The organism is Ureibacillus thermosphaericus (genome assembly GCF_012396605.1).
Taxonomy (GTDB): domain Bacteria; phylum Bacillota; class Bacilli; order Bacillales_A; family Planococcaceae; genus Ureibacillus; species Ureibacillus thermosphaericus.
Window position 1 is genome coordinate 13,589 of the sequence record NZ_JAAXPW010000015.1, and the last position, 21,919, is coordinate 35,507.

Sequence of the window (21,919 nt, forward strand, 5' to 3'; positions counted from 1 at the left end):
TATTTATCATAATAATACAATTTTCAATCATAAAAGTAGATAAAATCAAACTATGTTTAAAAAATAATGCAAAAATAATCTAGTATTATTATCACAATACATTAGGTATTATGTATTAAATGTATTTTAATATTTTATACCTATATTAATAATAAAACATTAAATTTCTTATTCTTCCATTTAATTACTTACTAATAATATCTTAATATAACTTAAATTTCGACAATTAATGTTAGCAAATTTCATTTATCCTACAATAGCAAATAGTAGGCTACCGTATTAATATGTCACCATTAATAAAAAAGTGGAATTTACTATAACCCATCGGGAATTGTTGGATCTTAAACAATCCCGATAAAGTTAGTAAATTCCACTTCTTATTCATTATCCAATTAATTCACTGAGCATTATAACCTGTGATTTAACTTTAAGATTGAATCTAATTAATTTAATTACTTATTGCTAAAATACTTCTTTTTGATTCCGTTAATATAGTCCTCAACTTCTTTTATTCTAAACAGCATGAATAGACCAATCGTACTTACACTGAAAATAACCAATCCTGTAATAAATGTAACCCACTTATAATCAAAAACGAGATATTTGCTCGATAAATACGTGATACAACCGATTAAAATAAGCGGTATGGATAGTTTGAAGAAATCCTTTAGTTTTCCATTACCTAGCTTCAATCCATATCTAAAGTGTGCATAGATAATTAGCAACACTGTATTGACAACTGAACTGATTAACGTACCCCAAGCGATAGAATTAACTCCTGTTGAATCGGCAAGTAAATACATCACCGCAATATTCACGATGAATACATTGACGATGCTGAAAATAACCGGAGCGATCGAGTCTCCTTTTGCATAATAGAAACGAGTAATATACGTATTCGCAGCTAAGAAGAACATAGATAACACGAAAATTTGCATTACTGGTGTCGTTAATTTAGTTCCTTCTTTAGTAAAATTTCCGTACTCAAAAATCACTTGAATAATATTTTCCGCGTAGAAATATGCAAATATGGATACAGGAATCATCAACAATACTAAATAACGTAACCCTCTGCTATATAAACTTTTAATGGATTCATGATCATCTTCTGCTTCTTTGCGGCTTAATATTGGGTAGATTACCGTCGTCACCGCTGTAATTAAAATCGTTTGTGGAAACTGTGTTAAACGGGAAGCATAGTTTACAACGGAAATCGCACTTTCTCCAAACCCTAAAAGCTGAGCAAAGAAACGTTGCAACATGGCATAAATCTGAATTGTTCCACCACCAATCATGATGGGTACAACCATTATCCATAAGTCTTTTGTCGTCGCATCTCGTTTAAATGAGATTCCGATTGGATGTGAAGAATCCAGCTTGCGATAACCTACAATTAAGAAGTAAATCATAATGATGGAACTGGCAAAAGCACTTATACCGTAAGCGATTGGACCAATCACAAAAGATAATGCGACTGCAATAACTAGAAACGCCACATTATATATTAAAATCGAAAAACTGGATAAATGAAATTTATTATGAACATTTAGTAAACCGCTATAATACGATGCGAGAATTAAGAAAATTGATGAAGGCATCATCCAGTAAAATAAATGCTTCGTTAATTCAATTGCATCAGGTGCAATGTCTTCATTATTCTCAAATAACATTTTAATAATTGGGTCGGTAAATAGGAGTAATACCGCTGTCATGACGATTCCAGAGGTTAACACAATCGTGAAGGACTGTTTCACAAATTCCGATTGGTTCGTCGTTTTCCTATTATATAGAGAAATCACAGCTGTCGTAAAAGCACCGCCGACTACTAAATATAAAAAGTTCGGCACCATATAAGCGGTAAAAATACTGTCCGCTGCATAGGAAAATCCGTACTGGTACCCAACGGCCATTTCCCGGAAAAACCCGAAGATGCGGGCTGCTATATTAATGATAGCTACCGCTCCAACGATTTTTAAAAATTTATTCATAGGCTAGAACCTCCGTTCACCGCAGATTCATATAGCCTAATGACACGTTTCGTAATTTCATCAGCATCATGAATATGCAAAATCTCATCACATGCCTCTTGATTGGTATACTGTTCTTTTGGTGTCGTTAGAGCATTGAACATTTCATCAGCCAGCGCTTTCGGATTTTTTGGCTCTACTAAATGCCCAGCACCATCTTTTAATAAATAAGTTAAACCTCCAACATCCGATGCAATGACAGGCGTTCCGCTAGCTATTGCTTCTAAAGCCACTAAACCGAAGCCTTCTAAATGCGAAGGTAATACAAACACATCGCTCGCTTGATACCATTTCACAAGCTCGTTTTGTTTCATTGGTCCATACATTAGCACGTCATCATCCATTAATGGCGATAGACTATTCACAAAACTTCTATCTCGTTGAGAACCAATGATCACAAGCTTTACTTTTCGATTCGCCTCTTTTTTCACTTGCTGGAAAGCAATTAACAGCTCTTCTACACCTTTTTGCTTAATGACATTCCCAACAAATAAATAGATAAAGGCATCATCATCTAGATTTAATTCTTTTCTTACTATTTCTTTATTTCCAGGTTTGAATTGTTGCCTATTCACACCCATACTGCAAACTAGAATTCGATCACGAGGAATCCCATAATCCTTTTCAATTTGATCTGCTAACACTGGACCAACGGCAATTACATAGCTGCTTTCTTGTAAAATCTTTTCTGTCCAATTGCGAATGCTGGCACTTTTCTTCGCCATCCGTTCAATATCGCCACCATGGGCAGTCACCACATACGGAATATTGAACATTTTCTTCATCATGAATGAAAAAACACCGGATGGAAAAACGTAATGAGCATGCGTAATGGAAATTTCCTTTTTATATTTTAAAGCTTTCGAAAGAACCTCTTTTGCCCACTTACTATATTTCAATATGGTATTTTTCTTACCTGTCTTTGGATTATCATTTGCTGCGACAATTACATCAATATTCGAATTTCGCAGTGCTTCCACTTGATTTTTTACGAAAATACCAAACGAGAGATGTTCTTTTGAAGGATACATATTGCTAATTACAAATACTTTTTTCATTTGTCCTTCACTGCCTTCATCATCAATTCTTTGCCTTTACTCGCCTCTTCATATGCCTTTGCAGCAATTTTTTTCGTTTCACTCACAACTTCTTTCCAATTTTCTCGAATATCGCTAAAGGAACGGGATATAATCATTTCATCCTTTTGAATATCTTCAATCGTAAGACATCTTTTTTCGTTTCCTGTTAATCTCATAAAATTGGTTACTTTTGGATGATAAGAAATCGCAATCACTGGAGTTGCAGAACATGTTGCAATAATTAAGGAGTGCAAACGTGTACCGATGACTGCATCGTATTTACTCACCACATCAATTAATTTCATCGGTTTTAAATTCTCATCAATAATTTTTGTCTTCGATTGATGCTTCATTTTCTTTTGAATATCCTTCGTCACATAGACATCTTGAGGATATTTCGTAGCGAAAAAGGTAATATTGACATGTTCCTTTTCGATTAAATGATCTAAATTTTTAGCCATTCCAGTAGTGTAACTTTCATATTTGTCGACGTCACCAAATGGCCAATAGTTCGCGTTATACATTGGAACACAAGATACGGCGACTTCCTTTGGCTCGTTAGAATAGCTATCTTTTGGACTGTATAAAGTAAAGGCAGGATCACCAATCACTTTAATTTCTTTTTTGACACCTATTTTTTCTAATAGGTCTTTTGATTCTGGATCTCTCACTGAAATATTGAAGGCATGTTTACACATTAATCGAATCATTAGGCGACCGGTAATGGTATCGAGAGGACCAGCACCACAGCCGTAAACGATATATGGGACTTTCGCATGCTTTGCCATCAGTGCATATGTGCTATATAGGTGAGCTTCACGGCGATAAAAATCCATTAAAATCCCGCCGCCACCAATAATGAGTAAATCAAATTGAGAAACATATTTTTTATTCGATTGATATGTAGTATAAAAAGTTTTATATAAATTTTTGCGTTTATAATATAATGGATAGCTTTGAACTCCATATTGTTCACTCGTTTGTTGAGTGTTATTGCTAAAAACGGTGATATCTTCACGGGAGATATTAAATGCTTGCTCAAGCTGCATAATGATGCTGAGCAAAATCGATTCATCCCCGTTGTTATCATTACCGTAATTACCTACGATTCCGATTTTCATGAACCTACATCCTTTATAACTTAATAATGAACAATTATATCATATAAAAACTCTCCTCCACATCAAAGTAGGGGAGAGTTTTTTTATGATGAACCTAGATTTCCCATTCTATGATTTTTCTATTCAAAGGGATATGCCCCTTTATAGATAAGGTTGGCTATTCAACGTTAAATGACAAAGTACAGAGCTACCATTCTACTAACTTCAATTAACGATGAATAGCACGATATACGAATAGAACAAAATGTTGACGATTGATATTTTCATTTGGTTTAAATGTTCCATCTTCGTATCCCGTTGTGACTTTGCTATAAGCTAATGCATCGATATAAGGATATGCCCAATGATTTGTTGGAACATCTTTAAATTTTGTTGATTTACTTTCTGAACCATGCAATTCAAAGGCAATCGCTAAAATTTTCGCCATTTGTGCACGCGTCAGCTTACCTTTAGGATCAAAAGTGCCATCGTTTTTACCGCTCACTAATCCGTAGTTTGCTGCCGCTGCAATTTCTTTGTAATAAGGATAATTCGTTGGAACGTCTTTGAAGTTCGGATTTTGAACATTTGTCGTATCTAATTTCAGAACTCTCGTTAAAATGACAGCTGCATGCTCCCGGGAAATATTTTCTGTCGGTCTAAATGTGCCATCACTGTACCCTGTGACGATATTGTTTTTTACGCTATAACTAATCTCATTGAAATATGGGTGATTTGTAGGGACATCTTTAAAGATTACTTTCTCTTTTACTTTTACAGGAATTGAAACAGTCTTTGAACCTAACGTTGCAATAATTTTACCGCTACCTGCAGTCGTTGCTTTAAATTGTCCTGTAGAAGTAATGGTTCCGATATTTCCTTCTACCGACCATTTCACTTGATTTGCATTATAAATTAAATTTTTACCTTCCGCATCTTTTGCTTCAACTGTATAATTCTGCGTTGCTCCAACGACTACTTCTTGTGCTCCTTTAATTGTCATTTGACTTGGTGCATCAACAATTGTCACTGGGAAAGATTGAACGACTTTTCCATTATACATAATGTAAATACGATCTTGTCCTGCTTTTGTTGTTGTAAATGTCGTACCACTAATCGTTAAAGTTCCATTTTGTGATGCTAGACTAATAGAATCAGGAGTAATTGGCAGCGGATTATAGTACTCGTCCAGTACATATTGTACGCTGACAGTGGAACTTGTTCCTTCCAACATCGTACCGACATTTGTACGAGTAAATTTCATTATTTTCGCCTCTCCAAGCGGTGCAGTGCTAATTGCTTCTAAAATCGCATGTACTGCACGTTGGGACCCACCTGATGGTTTATTCACGACAACTACATCATTGCTTCCATATTTACGCATTGCCATTGTTGTTGAACCGCCACCATCAAGGTTAATGGCCGTATCTACTCCTAAAGAAACTAGATAATCTGCAAGTTCTTTCATATTCATCCCTTTACTGTGGGACTGTCTTCCATCTACAGTAATGAAATGAACGGTTTTCTTATCTTTACTCACTGCTACAACTGTTCTAGGCGCTACTTCTCTTGCTCGGCTAGAAGCAGTGCTCATCATAATATACGGTTTACCATCGCGCACTAAAAAAGGCCCTGTTGCAACAATAAATTGTGCATCTTGCCATTTTGAGTCGATGGAAAAGTTCACATCAATCTGTTGACCAATTTGTAAACTAGACAACGTTTTACTTAAAGGTGAGCCGCCTTGGACAGATAGAATGAAACCATTTTTCGGAATAGGATGTTTTGATTCCCCATAAGGAGCGATTTCTTTCACTACCCCAGAAATCGTATCTCCGAAATATATTTCTCCGATTGGTGTATCTCCTTCAACAATAATGTCGAATCCATATTGATTATTATCTGTATAGCCTTTGTAATAGTTCGGTGTATAAACGATGGCCTCATTGCCATTCCGAACACGGTCCATGCCAGTCAGTTGATACGATTGGCCATTTGTCGTCATCGTAATTTGAAAATCAAAATAATCGATAATGCCTTGTCCGTTTTTATCGATACCGAAAGCTGTTGGAACGTTCAAATATTGATCCGCACCTTCAGAGATCGCCCCACCGTTAATAATGCGATTATTTTTTGCAATTAAAAACAATGGAACCCCATCGCTCATATTGAAAAATGCAGCATTAATAGCTCCTACTACTCTATTACCATCTTTAGAGTCTCGATTTGCTATTGCCGTTACCGTTTCTCGCTTATTGTAAGCACTAGGTAAGCCAATATCTACTTTCGTAAATGGATCATTTAAATTAATTGATAGATGATTGATTACATTTGTTTTTGAAGTTTTATATGTATATTGACTATACACCACTCCAGAAGACACTGGATATTGCTCATTGACTGATTGATTCGCTTGAGCAGGTGCCACAGTCCCAAACAAAAGCACAAAAGCAAATAATATTGAAATAATTTTCTTCATTTGATTTTGCTCAAAAAGAGCCCTCACCTTCCTTCCCCCCATACTTTCATTTCTTTTCCATTAAATCATATTAAACTATAAATATAAAAGGAAAAACACTAGAAATATAAAATAATACTTTTTTCACTATTATTATTATAAAATTCATATAATTGACCATTTATCCTATTAATAACTTAATAGAAATTTGTTAGTATGGGAGGTAGAGAAAGGAGAAGGTACTACATGAAAAAATTTCTATTAATGGCTTTCAGTATTTTGCTAGTTTTTTCGCTCTGTTCAACTGGCAAAGTACAAGCTGCAGACGATGTAACAGGCAACTATCATGAACGGGGATTACGCTATTTAATTATGAAAGGGGCTTTAACGCCTGATGCGAATGGCAATTACAATCCAAATGCTACTGTAACACGCGGCCAATTCGCAGCGTTTATCTCCAGAGTGATCGGCTTACCAAAAGCTGAAGAGAATATTGATTTTAAGGACGTACCAACAAATAGTCCCTATTATCAAGATATTCAAAACGCCGCAGCATCAGGGATTATTACCGGATATGAAGACGGCACATTCAAACCGAATGATCCGATTACTCGCCAACATATGGCTGTCATGATTGAGCGAGCAATGAAGCATTTAAAGATTCCTACGAGCACGGCGAAAGATTTGCAATTTAAAGATAAACATGAAATTTATAAAGAATATTATTCTGCGGTTGCAACAGGTGCAGAAAAGGGAATTATTCAAGGTTCCACAATGCCTGATGGCGTGTATTTTTATCCATTAAAAAATACGCCGGTATCACAAGCTGCAACGTTCATCATTCGGATGATGGAGGTAGCTGGTAATCAAGAAGCGATAAACTTTGGACCATATGAATTAAAAGATATTCAAGGTGGACAACTCGTTTCTACAAAAATAACTTCTTTTGATTACGACGCTGTATTAAAAAGCGTTTCAAAAGACACTCATGTTATTACAAAAAATAACAACATCGTATACATGAAACCAGGTTCTGGTTTCGTCGTTGCAAAATCTTACACGGTTTTAGACTCTGAAACGGTAAAAGATAAGATCAGCGTAGCTTCAGAAACAGAAATGCAATATCTTCAATCTGAAGGCAACCGTGTGAAAGTGAATTTAGCAGGACAAGTTGGATATGTGGATGCAAACACTGTATCATTAATTCCTTTCTCCTTATCAAAAGGTCGCCACTATTACTTAAACGTTGGCGGAGAAATGAAACACGTCCTAGTAGATCACAAAACAGGAAACGATAAAGCAAGCTATATTTATGGAAAAGCACCAAGCCAAATGAAACCTGGGGTAAAATACTACAGCTGGGACGGCATTAATTTCTACAATGGTGGGGAAAAGTTTACATATTACAATTATTACCAATTCCTACCTGTTCACTCAAAAACACAGTATTCAACTGAAGAAATCGACAAGTACATTCAATACGCATTAGCAGAGCGAGAAAAAGCTGGCGGCCGTTATGTTGATGCTTCTAAGAAAAGTAAATTGATAGGATTAGGTAAACAGTTGAAAGCCATTGAAGAAGACTACGGGATTAATGCGATGATGATACTTGCCCTTGCAATGCACGAAAGCGACATGGGGATGAGTGATTACGCGCAGCAATACAACAACTTATTCGGTTTGTATGTGTATGACACTGATCCATTAAAGGTGAAATTCGATTCTCCTGAAGCAAGCATTCGTGAACTGATGGAAAAATTCTGGTGGAAAAACTACATTCCTGCAAATGCACCATTCGCTCACGGTCCTGTATTCGGAACAAAACGAATCGGATTTAATGTGAAATACGCATCCGATCCTTATTGGGGTGCAAAAGCAGCTGGCCACTACTACCGTGCAGATAAATATTTAGGGTTTAAAGATGCAAATAACGCATATACAATCGGATTAACGAATATTGAAGGATTAAATGTTCGTTCTGTAGCGACAACTTATAACAACACGCCAATTTATCAATACAGCCGGACAAATATTCCAGTCATTATTACAAGCACAAACCTTGCAGCAAACGGTTGGTATGAAATCATTCCAGACAGCCGTGACCATAAAGTCGCATACGTAAGCTCACAATACATTATCATTTTGGATACTGTTAAATAGAAGTAAGGATTGCTTCGAAATTAAAAAAGTGAAATCGACATAAACGAGTCGATTTCACTTTTTTTATCTTATAGACACTTTGCGTTTACATTCGGGCGAAATACAAACTTGATAGAGAATCTTGATTTTTTGGCTTTGGCTATTATTTTATCTAGATTGACTATTATCTCAGGTGAGTTGACTATTATCTCTTTGATTTTGACTATTATCTTATCTCTGCTGGAGCGAATTTTTAGCTTTGGCTATTATTTTACCTAGATTGACTATTATCTCGGCCGAGTTGGCCATTATCTCTTTGGTTTTGACTATTATCTTATCTTTACTGGAGCGAATTTTTGGCTTTGGCTATTATTTTATCTGGGTTGACTATTATCTCGGCCGAGTTGGCTATTATCTCTTTGATTTTGACTATTATTCCATCTCTGCTGGAGCAAATTTTTGGCTTCGGCTATTATTTTATCTAGATTGACTATTATCAAGGGCGAGATGGCTATTATCTCTTTGAATTTGACTATTATCTTATCTTTACTAAAGTGATTTCTCGGTTTTTACTTACAATTTTTTCTTATTTAGATACACTCCATATATCTATTCGGAATTCGTTCAATCGTGTGGTTAGCTCATTTGCTGGAATAGAAAAACATCTTAACCCTTTCTCTTGTGCACATTTACATCTAACTCGAGTGGATAAACCTCTTCCTTATGTAAATATATCCCCTGCTCGGGCAGATCCCCCTTCTCATGTGTAGATTAATCCCCTACTCGTTCGAATAAACTCCCTACTTGTGCAGATAATCTCCTAACTCGTTCGAATAAACTCCCTACTTGTGCAGATAATCTCCTAACTCGTTCGCATTAACTCCCTACTTTTGCACGTGCGGATAGCTCCTCATGCTGCATATAATCCCTACCCTTATCTTGTCAGCTAATCCAACCAACAATCCGTGCAATTAAAAAACACCCTTTGAATGAATCGCTTCATTCAAAAGGTGTCAATACACTCAAAACACGAGTATAAATCTATTCGTCCAAAAACTACCTAAAGCTATAACATTACCCGATCCTTATCAGTCTTGCTAATTGCTGAAGCAAGGATTACGAAGCCTAGCATTAAGATGAAAATTAAATCTAGTAACCCTGTATGAATGGTTACGGTAAATAAAGTTAATACAAAAGCGTATGCAATTGTGTGGAAGCTTTTTACGCCTGCTTGTTTCACCTTATTATAAAGCATTGATACAAGTGCACCATAAAGCAAGAAGCCAATAATTACAAGTATATAGCCGCCATCTAAATACAATTGTCCAATGAATGTTGGGGTTGTCGTTCTACCAGGACGAGTAATATACTTCCCTTCTTCAACGCTTAAGGAGTTCACTACTTCAGTTACTTGCATACGAGGTGAAATTTGTTCACCTGGTAATACTGTACTAAAAATGCCTTTATGGATTTCTCCACCGAGATACCCTTCTTCTTCGGTATACTCAATAATTTTACTTAACACAATATGACCTGTAACCATTTCACCATTTAAAGCTAAAATCCATTTTGGTGTCGCATTTACTCTGTCTTCAGCAGTTAATAACTTCTCTAATTCATCTTCCTCTAAATGCTCGCGATCTGGTTGTTCTCGCGTATTAAATTCTTGTGATGTATCTTCCATTACAACTCGGAAAAATCCGAATAAAGCAAATGATATTGCAACAACTGTAAGAAACGTAAGGAACCAAGTGAGCTTAACTCGCTTCACCACATAATGGAATACGATAAAGCCTGTAAATAACATTAACGCTAATGGTGTTCTATATCCCATTAATAAAAATAGGAACATCACTACACCATATAACCCAGCATAAACGAATGCTTTTTTCATTGTCATGTTTTTTTCTTTAATCATTTTATAAGAAAGGAGCAACAATACCCCGTACCATAATAAATGGCTGAAGAAATTTAATTTCGGGTCTAAATTTCGACGAACAGATTCATCAGAAAGCCCGATCATTCCTTGGGCAATCATCAATACGTACGCCACTAAACCGATTGTAGTTAAGATGACAATAAAATGAACAATAAATTTACTTAACTTAGACAGCCCAAACGTTGGCAATGTCCAATTTCTTCGGTCAGCAATATATACACCTATGTAATAACAAAGAACGGACAAAATGACTGCCGGCCAAATCGATTTTCTAACATTAAATAAATCAAATCGCCAGAAGTCAAATAAACTAATGACAAAATAAGCCATTAAAATAAAAGGTAAAAAGAAATATGGCGAAAAAGTATCTATTTTATTTATATTCTTTACGGTTGCTTTTATCCTATCTTTCATAAACCATTGCGAACATCGATTGCAATTGGATGCTCTTCATTTCCCTCTCTTCATTATGTATTTTTTTCGACAAATCAAAGGCTATTATAGCACAATAAAGTGCTTGATTCATTTCTATCAAAAAATAAGTAGATTTCAATGCATTAACAATTTCAGATAGCTCACTAGTCCCTCATCCACATTCATGCATTTTACATTAGATAAAATCGATTCGCAAATGTATTTTCGATAGAGGCACTTGGTAATACTAATGAGTTGAGATAAAATATGGCAAATAGGAAGTTATTATGTTTAAATAATAATTCCTGTCTGCCACAACATTTTCTCTTCTAACTTTCTAATTTCAGTATGGCTGAGCTTGAAACAATTATGAAAAGCAAACGATGCAAAATTTATTCATTTTTTAGATAAACATTCATATTTCGGTCATTATACGCTAAAACAACGTAATCTGGTTGAATTTCCAACAAATATTCAATTAGCGGCTTATCAAAATAGCGTAAATCAATCACCGTCAACTGACGGAAATGAGAAGCCACATGAAATTGAATTGGATTAAAATAAGAATCTTTAATCACTACAAGATGCTTGTCCACTTGAGGTTTTTCATTAAAAATATTCAATTCTAAAAAGTCGCGACTATATCCCTCGCTATAGTTGACTGGCCGTGATTCGTCAAACCCCTTTGCCACTCCATAAATTTGCTCTACATCCACTTGAAATTCTCTCGTAGCCGTTCTCTCATAAATCGTTAAAATCTCTGAAAAATCAATTGGCTCATTGTAACAAATTTGATCATCATGCTCTACCGTCATCGCCAAAATTTTATTCCAAGAACCTAAAAATTCATTTTTCAGACATACATTGTTGTTTTCATCATATGGCATTGGGGATAGAGCCCAGTCCATTCTTTCGTTTAACGTTCGAATCAATGCTTCATAAGCCGCATATGCTCCTCTCATCGTCCAATGATGATCTGTTTTAAAATACATTTCTTCGACCGAAATTGTATTGTCTATGTAATCTATTAAACGAACTTCATCTACATATTGTTCCTTCAATAATTCATGGACTTTTTGATTTCTTACTTGTCCAACATCCTCTGGCATATAGTCAGGAGCTTTCAAAATATATGTGGCTTTTGCAGGAAAAGAATAATAAGTAAAAGGTATGCCCGCTGCTGTCAATTCTTTGGAAATGTCCGTTAATTCATTGACGAAATTTCTAACCGATTCATCTTCCATTTCCACTACTGGTTTAGCAGCAATCCAACCATCTTCTTCCACATAATACTTATCATTAAAATAGACTTTCCCAGTAAATTTTTGTAATAAAATATAATTTTTTAGCCATTCGTCTCGCTTTGGAAACTGATCCGTAAAATACTCCTCAAGATGTTTCGAATATTCGCCTGAAAAGATTTGTTCCATTGTTGGCTGTTTATTTAGCACCGTCAAATTACGGTTTTCCATTTCAGATACTTTTTGATCCGGAATGAAGGCATGCCAGACAAACACGCCAAATATAACGATGAAGAAACTAATGGGCAACAGCAATTCTAATTTTTTCATCTTATCACCTAGCATCTATGCATTAATAAACAAACTTGCAAGCAACGATTAGAATCTAAAATAAATGAACGGATTATGTGTTGAATTCACTAAAAACATTGTAACAATCGCAACGATGATTAAATAATACACTGTCTGTACGAGTTGTAGTGAAATATAATAACCGCTGTTTTCCTCGGCCTTTTGTTCACTCCATTTTAAATACAATTGATAAATCGGCATTGAGAAGATGATTCCAAGTGCAAAATAAATCGCATAATCATTCAAAAACAACAATGTTTGATAATCATACAAAGGAACATCATTTAAAAAGAACATTGTTTGAATGTACTCAAAAGAATAAGCAAAATCATCTGCACGGAAAAATACCCAACCGACCATAACAATCAGTAAAACATATACATGGCGGAACACTCTTGGAATTTTGTTTAACCATTTCAATAAAAACCACTTTTCTAAGCAAATTAATACTCCGTAATAAAATCCCCAAGCCATGAATGTCCAGCTGGCACCGTGCCAAAATCCTGTTAATGTCCATACGACTAATAAATTTCGATACACTTTCCACTGGGCATCGACGCGGCTTCCACCTAACGGGAAGTAGACATAATCTCTAAACCAATGGCTTAACGAAATATGCCATCTGCGCCAAAATTCTGTTATCGTTTGACTAATATATGGATAATTGAAGTTTTCCAAAAACTTAAATCCAAAAATGCGAGCTAATCCAATGGCCATATCGCTGTATCCAGAGAAATCAAAATAAATTTGTAGCGTATAAGCAATGATTCCAATCCAAGCTGTCCCTGTCGTTAAGCTATCACCTGAGAGTGCGAAACATTGGTCTGCAACAGCGCCCATTGGATTGGCGATTAACACCTTTTTCGCTAACCCTTGAATAAACCTGCGAGTACCAATCATTACATCTTCATTTTGTATAATTCTGTGCTTAATTTGATCAGCAATCGTTTGATAACGTACAATTGGACCCGCCACAAGCTGAGGGAATAAAGAAATAAATAGAGATAAATCAATTAAATTTCGCTGGGCTTTTACTTCTTGTCTGTATACGTCAATAATGTAGCTCATCGCTTGGAACGTGTAGAAAGAGATTCCAATCGGAAGAGGAACTTCCTCAAATGCAATGTCTACATGGAATAAATCTTCCCATATCCCAATGAAAAAGCCCGCATATTTGTAATAACCTAAAATCGCAATATTGATAACAAGCGTCAGAATCAACAAACGCTTCTTCTTAGCTGAAGGTGGCGTCTGATCAATGACAATCCCCATCACATAATTCACCAGTATGGAGATGAGCATTAAAAAGACGTACCTAGGTTCCCCCCACGCATAGAAAATCAAGCTCGCAATCAATAACAATATGTTGCGAAAACTTTTTGGGAATAAGAAATATGCAATGATTATCAAAGGTAAAAATAAATATAAAAACACTAAACTACTGAAAACCATGGTATTACCCCAATACTTATAAAATAGTGTTTAGTTTTTTCGTTGAAATTCGTCATAACCTATTGACTTATGTCAAAAATCTCTACTTTGTTCATTGTAAACTAAAGTCTTCATCAGTGCTATCTTTAATTATATAGGTTGGTGTTTAAAGAAAAAATCAGCAAGAAAATTCCTGCTGATCTTTAATTACTATAATAATGAACGATTCCTTGATAAATAGCGTTTCCAAATACTTGTTGATAATTGCTATTTACAAGTTTTGAAAGGTCCTCGTTATTTGTGATAAAACCTAATTCTACTAATACAGAAGGAAAGACGGAATGTCGAATTACATAATAGTCAGCTCGTTTTACTCCTCGATTTTGCATATTCGCTTGCTTTACAATTTCATTATTAATATTGGTTGCAAGAGCGCGATCTTCTAATTCGTTATCATTCGCTGAAATACTATAATAAGTTTCCGTTCCTTTAGCGCTAGAACTTGACGCTGAATTTACATGAATGCTGACGAACATTTCGGCATAGTGTTTATGAGCAAAATCTACTCGATCTTGCAATGTAGGATATGTATCTCCTTCGCGCGTCATATAAACAATTGCACCATCATTTTCTAACTTCCGCTTCACAACATTGGCAACAGCTAAGGCTATGCGTTTTTCTGCGTATTTCCCTTTTACTGTGCCCGGATCTTTTCCACCATGGCCAGGGTCAAGGACAATAATGCGATTTTTAACTTTAGAACCGCTTTGGCTTAACAATTTTAAATAGGTTTTATGTACATATCCAATAGAACCTTGGTAGTTTACTTTCGCCCACCAACCATCAATTGAAATGACATATATTTCATCTCCACGATTCAATTTCCCAATTATCTCGGAACGATCATTCGCTTCACTTCTAACATTTAAATTATTTACTGTTGCTCGACCAATCGTATCTGTTTTTTCTGGAGCTGTTTGATGTTGGCATGGATTTTGAGCGTTGACAGGTTTTACGGTTAAACGGAATTGCTTATCCATTGCCCGCGCAACAAATAAAGAAAATTGCATTCTTGTTAAATAACTATCTGGGTTAAATTTTCCTTTACTTCCTTGAGAAATACCATTGTAGTATAGGGCATTAATATATTTAAAATACGGATGATCCGAAGTAATATCGCAGAATGGTGATGGATAAGAAGCATATTCTTCTAAATCTAATTTGAAAGCAGTTGCCACAACTTTACTCATTTCTCCTCGAGTAAGTGGTGTGTGCGGTTTAAATCGTTTATCCGGTACCTCGTTAAATAAACCTAGACTCATTGCCCTTTCAACATATCCAGACAATTCCGGTTCTGTTTTTGGATCAATGTCGATAAAGGAAGATTGTGTTACTTTCAATGGTTTATAACCTGCACCTAATACAACCATTTTTGCAGCTTGTCCACGGGTAACATGTTGATATAATTTGAACACTCGTGTCCCATTTTCTGAATACCCTTCAATGATGCCCCTATCTTCCAAATAGTTGATTTGATGAAATGCTTCGTGGGTTGAAGGGACGTCTGCAAATCTCTGGCTTGCATATGCCTCTGAACTGAATATAGCAAATATTGCAATGGCTAAAAATGAAAATAGAATACTCGTTTTTTTCAAAGACATTCCTTTTGTATTCCTCCCTCCAATTAGTCCAAAATGTTATCCACTATTACCATTGATAACATTTTTTTGATGAAATTTAAAGCAATCACTCCATTTTTTTGGAATAAAAAATAGATTATTAGTATTTTTTCATAAGAATTTCCTCTCGATTTAGCGGTCTATTTCTTCTTTATTGCACAATATTTCTTAAAAAAATTCCTTAATAAACAAATTTCTGCACTGCTTCAATAAAAGAGAAGAATTTCAAAACCAATTAAAGTTCTTCTCTTTTCTAGCAATGCAGAACCACTCAAAAATTATTTACTAACCGCACGCTGTATAAAAGTCTCCAACTGTGTAAGTGTCACATAGTCATTCGGTCCATATAAGCCATTTCCTTTTCCAATCGTAATGCCATGTTGAGCTAAAATTGTAATATAGTCATATGCCCAATGATTTTGATCCACATCCCGGAATTGCACAGTGTTTTTTCCAGTTGGTTTTAAATTGAAGGCAACTGTTAGAACCTTCGCCATTTGTGCGCGAGTAATTGGGGAATTCGGATTGAATTTTCCTTGCTCATTCCCTTCAAAAATTCTCAATTTATTTAGGGCTGTTGCGGCTCCTGCTACATAATCTGTCGACTTTACATCGATAAATGGAGAGTTCGTATCGGAAGTATCAAGCCCTAGTCCTTCTGCCAATCGAAGAGCTACTTTCCCGCGAGAGGCATAAAAGCCCAAATCAACCGATGCATTTTTCACTTCAGAAGCTTGTTGCTTCGAAAAATCGATTACTCGTTTTGCACCAACATAGCGATTTTTCCAGTAGCTATTATCCAATGAAGCAATGCTTACCCCTTTACTTGAAGAAGCGTTAATAAATTGATTGTTTCCTATATAAATCCCTACATGGGAAACACCTTGTCCTGATGTATTAAAGAATACTAAATCTCCAATTTGTAAATGTTGTTTTGAAACGGCTGTCCCTTGAGCAAATTGTCCAGCAGATGTTCGATTTAATTGGTATCCTAAATCAGCAAATACTTTTTGCGTGAATCCAGAGCAATCAAATCCACTCGATGTAGTGCCGCCCCAAGCATACGGTACGCCTATGTATTGTTTAGCTGTTGAAACCAATTCTTGTGGTGTTGCAGCTTCTGCATCAATCAAAGGAGATGTAAAAATCATGAATGATGCAAATACTGGAATTAACCACTTTTTTTTCACTGTCAATTCCTCCTTCAATTTCCTCTGTTCGCAATCTATTTCGAGCCTACCATAAATCCTGTCCCTGTGATTTTTCATTTATGTAACGTTTTATATTTCGTTATTGCAGAAATAAATCGATTAGAAAAGAAAATTTGATCATTATAGAGAAAATTGTTATTTTCGAGCAGCATTTGTAATCTAGATGTAATATTTTTTTGATAATAATCAAAAACCAAAGAGGATAATGTTGGATTTTTATTAAAAATAAGGGTTGAATTCCAGGTAATAATAAAGTTGTCTTGAAAAATAAAAAAGCGAATTGGAAAACACATCGTTTTTCTCAATTCGCTTTCTTGAATTTCTAACGCAAGCCCAATTATTATTTTTGATAATACTCTACGATTCCTTTATAAATTGAATCACCAAAGATTTCGACATATTCATGATCTGTCAATTTTGCACGGTCTTCAGGATTTGTAATAAATCCTAATTCTACTAACACGGAAGGAAGAATCATATTGCGAATTACATAGTAATCTTGCTTTTTCACACCACGATCTTTCATATCTGCATTTTTCACAATTTGATCGTTAATGGCTTTTGCCAATGTTTCATCTTCTTCAATATTCACGTTACCCGCAACGCTATAGTACGTTTCTGTACCTTTTGCACTCTCATTTGAAGCAGAGTTTACGTGTATACTCACAAACACTTCCGCGTAATTATTAAGCGCAATTTTCACACGATCTTCTAACGTCGGGTACGTATCTCCCGTTCTAGTCATAATAACTTTTGCACCATCTGCTTCTAATCTATTTTTCACAACTGTTGCAACTTTTAAAGTTATTTCCTTTTCCACCGCTCCGTTACTTGCTGCACCTGGATCTTTACCACCGTGCCCCGCATCAATAATAATCACGCGATCTTTTACTGGACTACCTTTTTGATTGATAAGTTTTAAATACGTTTTATGCACATAGCCTTTCGTGCCATTTTTCGTTGTAATATTTGCCCAGTTCCCACTAATCGAATGAACAGCCACTATTTCTCCTTTATTTAATGTTCCAAGAGAATTAGAAGTAGCGTCTGCTTTCTCTCGAATATTTAATGCATTCGTTGTAACACGACCAATTGTGTTAGTCGTATAAGTAGGTGTTTCAACAACTGGGTCTTTATCTACAGGATCTTTCACAGGCGGCGTTTCTACTGGATCTTTTACAGGTGGATCAACAGGCTTCTCCACAACCGGTTGTTTCGTAGCAGAAGCTTGAACGTATCCAGGAACCCCGTCCTTTTCTGTTAAATACCAATCACCTACTGTTTTATAAACCGGTATTTGCTCGTCAGCGTTAAAAGAACCTATCACTTTTGAATTGGTATTGCTAGATTTATAAACGTTCACTTTTCCAACTGCAATCACATGTTTCTGCACTTTTCCGAGAGGTTGTCCAGCCTCATCCACTACTTGAGCGTAATCTCTTGAAATATAGGCATATTGATCTTTATACATCACTTTAAACCAACCAGGTTGAATTTCAAATAAAGGGAGTTTAGTTCCTTTATTGATTTGGCCAATTCGATTAGCGTTTGTTGATGTATCGGTTGAAGTGCGGACATTTAAGTAATCAACTGTCGCCGCCACTGTTCCAATAGCATCTTTTTCATTCGGAACTTGTACGCCTTGCACTGGTAATTCTAATCGATATTTTTCCTCTTTTGCTCGGGCAATAAAGGAAGCAAATTGTCCACGTGTAACGGAAGATTCCGGCATAAATACGCGTTCTTTACCGGAAGGACTCCCTTTCGTAATACCGTTGTAATAAATTGCAGAAATGTATTTGTAATAAGGATGTTTCGGACTGATATCTTTAAAAGGTACCGTTAAGTTTGCGTACTTCTCCACATCTAATTGAAAGGCAGTTGCTAAAACTTTCGCCATTTCTTGGCGAGTTAAGTTAACGTAAGGACCAAATTCTCCATTTTTAAAAGCTGAAAAATATCCTTCTTTTACTGCTCTTTCCACATAACCTGAAAGTTCTGTCCCAGTTTGTACATCTTTAAAAGAAGATTGTTTTACTTTCAACGGTTGCAACCCAGAAGAAATGACTACCATTTTGGCAGCTTGTCCTCTCGTAACTGGTTGATGTGGTTTATAATATGTTCCATTTTCCGTTTCATACCCTTTAATAGCACCTAAGTTAATTAAATATTGGATTTCTTCATAGGCATCATAAGATGGTGGAACATCGACAAACTGAACTTTTGCACTAGTTGTATGTATATTGAATAAAGATAAACAAAGTATAAAACCTATTAATAAACTTATTTTTTTTAAAGACAATACATTTCCCGCCCTTCTAAGATAGTAATTTTATTCTATCAAAAGAATTATTTTCATTCATCAGTCTTTTCTACCTGTTTCCCTAAATTTATCCTTATATAATCTATTAACGATTCTGGAATGAAGAAGTTCTCGCTTAATGATAAAAAAAGAGAGGTTCGTTAAACCTCTCTACTTATAAATTTATTTAATTTCCTACAAGAAAAGTTGGTAGCTAATATGGATTATTGTGCATTTTTAATACGTTCAATGAAAGTATCCAAGTGTTCGAAAGTTGCGTATTCGTCTACTCCAAATGTTCCGTCTTCTCTACCAGTCGCAATGCCATTGGAAGCTAAAATAGCTACATATTCGTATGCCCAATGTTCTTTAGAAACATCAGCAAATGTTGCTGGCTCACCTTTTAATTCTAAACCATACGCTATCACTAATGCTTTTGCTAATTGACCACGAGTAATCGGTGAACCTGGGTTAAATTTTCCATTTGAATCTCCAGTAAAGATATTTAATTTATTTAAGGCCGTTGTTGCACCAGCATATTTAGATTCTGGCTTCACATCAATAAATGGTGAATTTTGATCAGTTGTATCTAAGTTTAATGCTTCAGCAAGTCGGATTGCAGCTTCACCGCGGGATACAACAATGCTAAAATCGATTGCAGCTTCTTTTACTTCCACTTTTGCTTGTTCAGCTTGAATTTTTTCCACATCTTCAGTTGTAAATTCCGCAACACGTCTTGCACCAACATAACGGGAGCCCCAGTAGTACGGATCGTTTAGACTATCGATTTCCACTCCGCCAGATGTAGTAGCGGAAATGAACTTGTTATCCCCCAAATAAATTCCGACGTGGGAAACTCCTTTGCCTGAAGTATTGAAAAATACCAAATCTCCAGGTTGTAAATCGCTTTTGGAGACAGCTGTGCCTTGTGTGTATTGTTCTTTGGAAGTGCGCTTTAATGAAATGCCTAATTGGGAAAATACATATCTTGTATATCCTGAACAATCGATCCCCGTTTTAATATTCGTCCCACCATATTTATATGGCGCTCCTATGTATTGCTTCGCTGTATTTGTTAATTCATCCACTGTTGCTGCTTGTGCTGTGCTGTTTGCACCGAAACCTGATACAAGTAAGAACGATGTAAAAATCGATAACAACCATTTCTTTTTCACGAACACTCGGCCCCTTTCGAACATTGCTAAATCCGTTACTATATACTCACAGTTAATAGACTATCATAGATTGGACTCTAGTAATTTTTCAATTGTGTAACTTTTTTGCTATATAACAGAAAATACCGAAATCCTTACCTTTAAAGGAAATTCGGCACTTCTAATAGAAAAATTATGAAATTATATAACAGGTATTGTAACATTCCTGTAATAAAAGATACTAGTTTATTACAGTTATTTGCTAGAAAATAATTGAACCCAATAATAGTTTCCTTGAGAATCTGACTTTATTCCCACGCCTATATTCGTATAATTTTCTTTCAACATATTTTCCCTGTGCTTTTCTGAAGCCATCCATGCATTAACAACATCTTTTGGTTGATCAAAATTACGTGCAATATTTTCACCAAATCTCGTAAATTCATAGTCAAAGAGTGTCGCCATATCCCAAGGATGCCCGTAATAAGGAGAGAAATGATCAAAATATTTTCTCTGTATCATATCCTGTGCCTTAATAATCGCCAATTGAGTGAGTGCTAAATCTTGTTTCAAAGGAGGGACTCCAACTTTTTTACGTTCTTCATTTACTAAATCAATCACTTCATTTGTCCAATTCACTGCACTATTGACCGTAGAAATATAGTGTTTCGACAAATAGTCATAAGCTAACTGATAAGATTTTATTTTATTTTGAAATTCAATGCCTCTATAAACGAGAACTGCCAACTGTGCTCTTGTTACATACTGATTAGGTGAAAAAGTAGTAGGTGTTGTACCTTCGATGATTCCTACATCTGCTAGCGATTCTATATAATCTCTAGCCCAGTAATCCTTTTTGTAATCTTTAAATGAAGTTTTATTCACATGGTCTACTTGAACACCATAACTAAGAGCCAACATTTTAGCGATTTGTGCTCTTCTTAGCGGTTCTTCCGGACGAAAATGCTCACTATTTTGAACAATCCCTAGTTCTGCGAGCTTGCAGATTTCTTGATAATATTGATGGCTGGGTGATAAATCTTTTGCGTTTAATTCAAAATCCGTTTCGAGGGGAATTTCTAACGATCTCGCTATAACACTAGCCGCTTCCGCTCGGGTTGCATACTGATTCGGTTTAAAGGTACCATCTTGATAGCCATCCATGTATCCTTTTTCCTTTAGTGTTAAAATTGGTGTTGCTGCCCAAAATGAACTGCTTATATCTTGAAAGGGAGTTTGCAGTTCTGTTGATTTAACACGCTCTTCTCCCGCCATTGCATGAACTCGATTATGTAAAAAACCCCCATTTAAAAACAATATGATAGCGGTGGTTATTATGATTGTGTTACGTTTCATATATTCTCTCTCCACTTCAATAAAACTTAAAATAACTA

General features: G+C 35.6%; 13 protein-coding genes. 1 reads left to right on the forward strand and 12 read right to left on the reverse strand.

Annotated elements, in window-relative coordinates:
* Positions 1-452: 452 nt before the first annotated feature.
* The 4 genes from murJ to HF990_RS07695 form a co-directional block, all read right to left on the reverse strand.
* Positions 453-1,988, reverse strand: coding sequence for a murein biosynthesis integral membrane protein MurJ (murJ, locus tag HF990_RS07680; RefSeq protein ID WP_016837959.1), 1,536 nt, complete (start codon positions 1,986-1,988; stop codon positions 453-455).
* Positions 1,985-3,085: a glycosyltransferase gene (locus HF990_RS07685; protein WP_168412342.1), complete on the reverse strand. Its 1,101-nt coding sequence runs from the start codon at positions 3,083-3,085 to the stop codon at positions 1,985-1,987. The genes murJ and HF990_RS07685 overlap by 4 nt, the downstream gene beginning before the upstream one ends.
* A complete protein-coding gene (locus HF990_RS07690; protein WP_016837957.1) occupies positions 3,082-4,227 on the reverse strand; it encodes a polysaccharide pyruvyl transferase family protein in 1,146 nt (381 codons plus the stop codon). The genes HF990_RS07685 and HF990_RS07690 overlap by 4 nt, the downstream gene beginning before the upstream one ends.
* 208 nt (positions 4,228-4,435) lie before the next feature.
* Complete coding sequence (locus tag HF990_RS07695; RefSeq protein ID WP_168412343.1) at positions 4,436-6,712, reverse strand: S-layer homology domain-containing protein; 2,277 nt, start codon at positions 6,710-6,712, stop codon at positions 4,436-4,438.
* Between the two features lie 198 nt (positions 6,713-6,910).
* Between HF990_RS07695 and HF990_RS07700 the strand changes: the two genes are divergently transcribed.
* Entirely contained in the window at positions 6,911-8,824 is a 1,914-nt protein-coding gene (locus HF990_RS07700) for an S-layer homology domain-containing protein (RefSeq protein ID WP_168412344.1), read from the forward strand.
* 1,045 nt (positions 8,825-9,869) lie between these two features.
* Here HF990_RS07700 and HF990_RS07705 read toward each other — a convergent pair.
* The 8 genes from HF990_RS07705 to HF990_RS07740 form a co-directional block, all read right to left on the reverse strand.
* Entirely contained in the window at positions 9,870-11,156 is a 1,287-nt protein-coding gene (locus HF990_RS07705; RefSeq protein WP_168412345.1) for an oligosaccharide repeat unit polymerase, read from the reverse strand.
* 392 nt (positions 11,157-11,548) lie between these two features.
* On the reverse strand, positions 11,549-12,727 hold the full coding sequence (locus HF990_RS07710) for a DHHW family protein (protein WP_168412346.1): 1,179 nt from the start codon (positions 12,725-12,727) through the stop codon (positions 11,549-11,551).
* 48 nt (positions 12,728-12,775) lie between these two features.
* Positions 12,776-14,200, reverse strand: a complete 1,425-nt coding sequence (locus HF990_RS07715) for an MBOAT family O-acyltransferase (protein WP_168412347.1) — start codon at positions 14,198-14,200, stop codon at positions 12,776-12,778.
* A gap of 182 nt (positions 14,201-14,382) precedes the next feature.
* Positions 14,383-15,840, reverse strand: coding sequence for an N-acetylmuramoyl-L-alanine amidase (locus HF990_RS07720; protein ID WP_168412348.1), 1,458 nt, complete (start codon positions 15,838-15,840; stop codon positions 14,383-14,385).
* Between the two features lie 296 nt (positions 15,841-16,136).
* Entirely contained in the window at positions 16,137-17,048 is a 912-nt protein-coding gene (locus tag HF990_RS07725) for a C40 family peptidase (RefSeq protein WP_168412349.1), read from the reverse strand.
* A 361-nt stretch (positions 17,049-17,409) separates the two neighbouring features.
* Positions 17,410-19,371 (reverse strand): N-acetylmuramoyl-L-alanine amidase, encoded by a 1,962-nt coding sequence (locus HF990_RS07730; protein WP_168412350.1) that lies wholly within the window; start codon positions 19,369-19,371, stop codon positions 17,410-17,412.
* 224 nt (positions 19,372-19,595) lie between these two features.
* Entirely contained in the window at positions 19,596-20,546 is a 951-nt protein-coding gene (locus HF990_RS07735) for a C40 family peptidase (protein ID WP_168412351.1), read from the reverse strand.
* Positions 20,547-20,780: 234 nt separating this feature from the next.
* Positions 20,781-21,881, reverse strand: a complete 1,101-nt coding sequence (locus HF990_RS07740; protein WP_168412352.1) for a CAP and S-layer homology domain-containing protein — start codon at positions 21,879-21,881, stop codon at positions 20,781-20,783.
* Positions 21,882-21,919 lie beyond the last annotated feature (38 nt).

Excerpts from the sequence above, each read along its gene's own strand:
- murJ (WP_016837959.1), bottom strand. The coding sequence starts at position 1,988 with ATGAATAAATTTTTAAAAATCGTTGGAGCGGTAGCTATCATTAATATA.
- HF990_RS07685 (WP_168412342.1), bottom strand. The coding sequence starts at position 3,085 with ATGAAAAAAGTATTTGTAATTAGCAATATGTATCCTTCAAAAGAACAT.
- HF990_RS07690 (WP_016837957.1), bottom strand. The coding sequence starts at position 4,227 with ATGAAAATCGGAATCGTAGGTAATTACGGTAATGATAACAACGGGGAT.
- HF990_RS07700 (WP_168412344.1), top strand. The coding sequence starts at position 6,911 with ATGAAAAAATTTCTATTAATGGCTTTCAGTATTTTGCTAGTTTTTTCG.
- HF990_RS07705 (WP_168412345.1), bottom strand. The coding sequence starts at position 11,156 with ATGAAAGATAGGATAAAAGCAACCGTAAAGAATATAAATAAAATAGAT.
- HF990_RS07710 (WP_168412346.1), bottom strand. The coding sequence starts at position 12,727 with ATGAAAAAATTAGAATTGCTGTTGCCCATTAGTTTCTTCATCGTTATA.
- HF990_RS07715 (WP_168412347.1), bottom strand. The coding sequence starts at position 14,200 with ATGGTTTTCAGTAGTTTAGTGTTTTTATATTTATTTTTACCTTTGATA.
- HF990_RS07720 (WP_168412348.1), bottom strand. The coding sequence starts at position 15,840 with ATGTCTTTGAAAAAAACGAGTATTCTATTTTCATTTTTAGCCATTGCA.
- HF990_RS07740 (WP_168412352.1), bottom strand. The coding sequence starts at position 21,881 with ATGAAACGTAACACAATCATAATAACCACCGCTATCATATTGTTTTTA.